This is a genomic window from Pseudomonas sp. SIMBA_041 (assembly GCF_046535095.1).
Lineage (GTDB): Bacteria > Pseudomonadota > Gammaproteobacteria > Pseudomonadales > Pseudomonadaceae > Aquipseudomonas > Aquipseudomonas mucoides.
In genome coordinates this window covers 1-243 of record NZ_JAWRXJ010000822.1, presented here as the reverse complement: position 1 = coordinate 243, position 243 = coordinate 1, and the positions used below count along the sequence as shown (strand labels likewise).

Here is a 243-nt window from a genome sequence, read left to right as displayed (position 1 = left end):
CGCTGCCTCTGCCACGCACGCACCTGGGCGCTGGCGATTTCTCGCACATCGGCAAATGAGCCGATGCCCGGCGGAATGCCCGGCAGCTTCTCGCGGTCCACCAAGATGATGAGGCGCGCCCAGTTGTGATGGTCGCCCGGACCCAGGATGTGTGAGGGATTGAACACAATCCAGGGCACGCTGGAGCGCCGCACGGCTTGTTCGCCCAGATACTTGGTGCGCTCATAGTTGATCCAACTCTCA

1 protein-coding gene is annotated in these 243 nt (G+C 62.6%); it reads right to left on the bottom strand.

The annotated features are described in order from the left end of the window. Positions 1 to 243: hypothetical protein (locus SB725_RS33435; RefSeq protein WP_410923727.1), on the bottom strand; the 243-nt coding region annotated here is incomplete at both ends.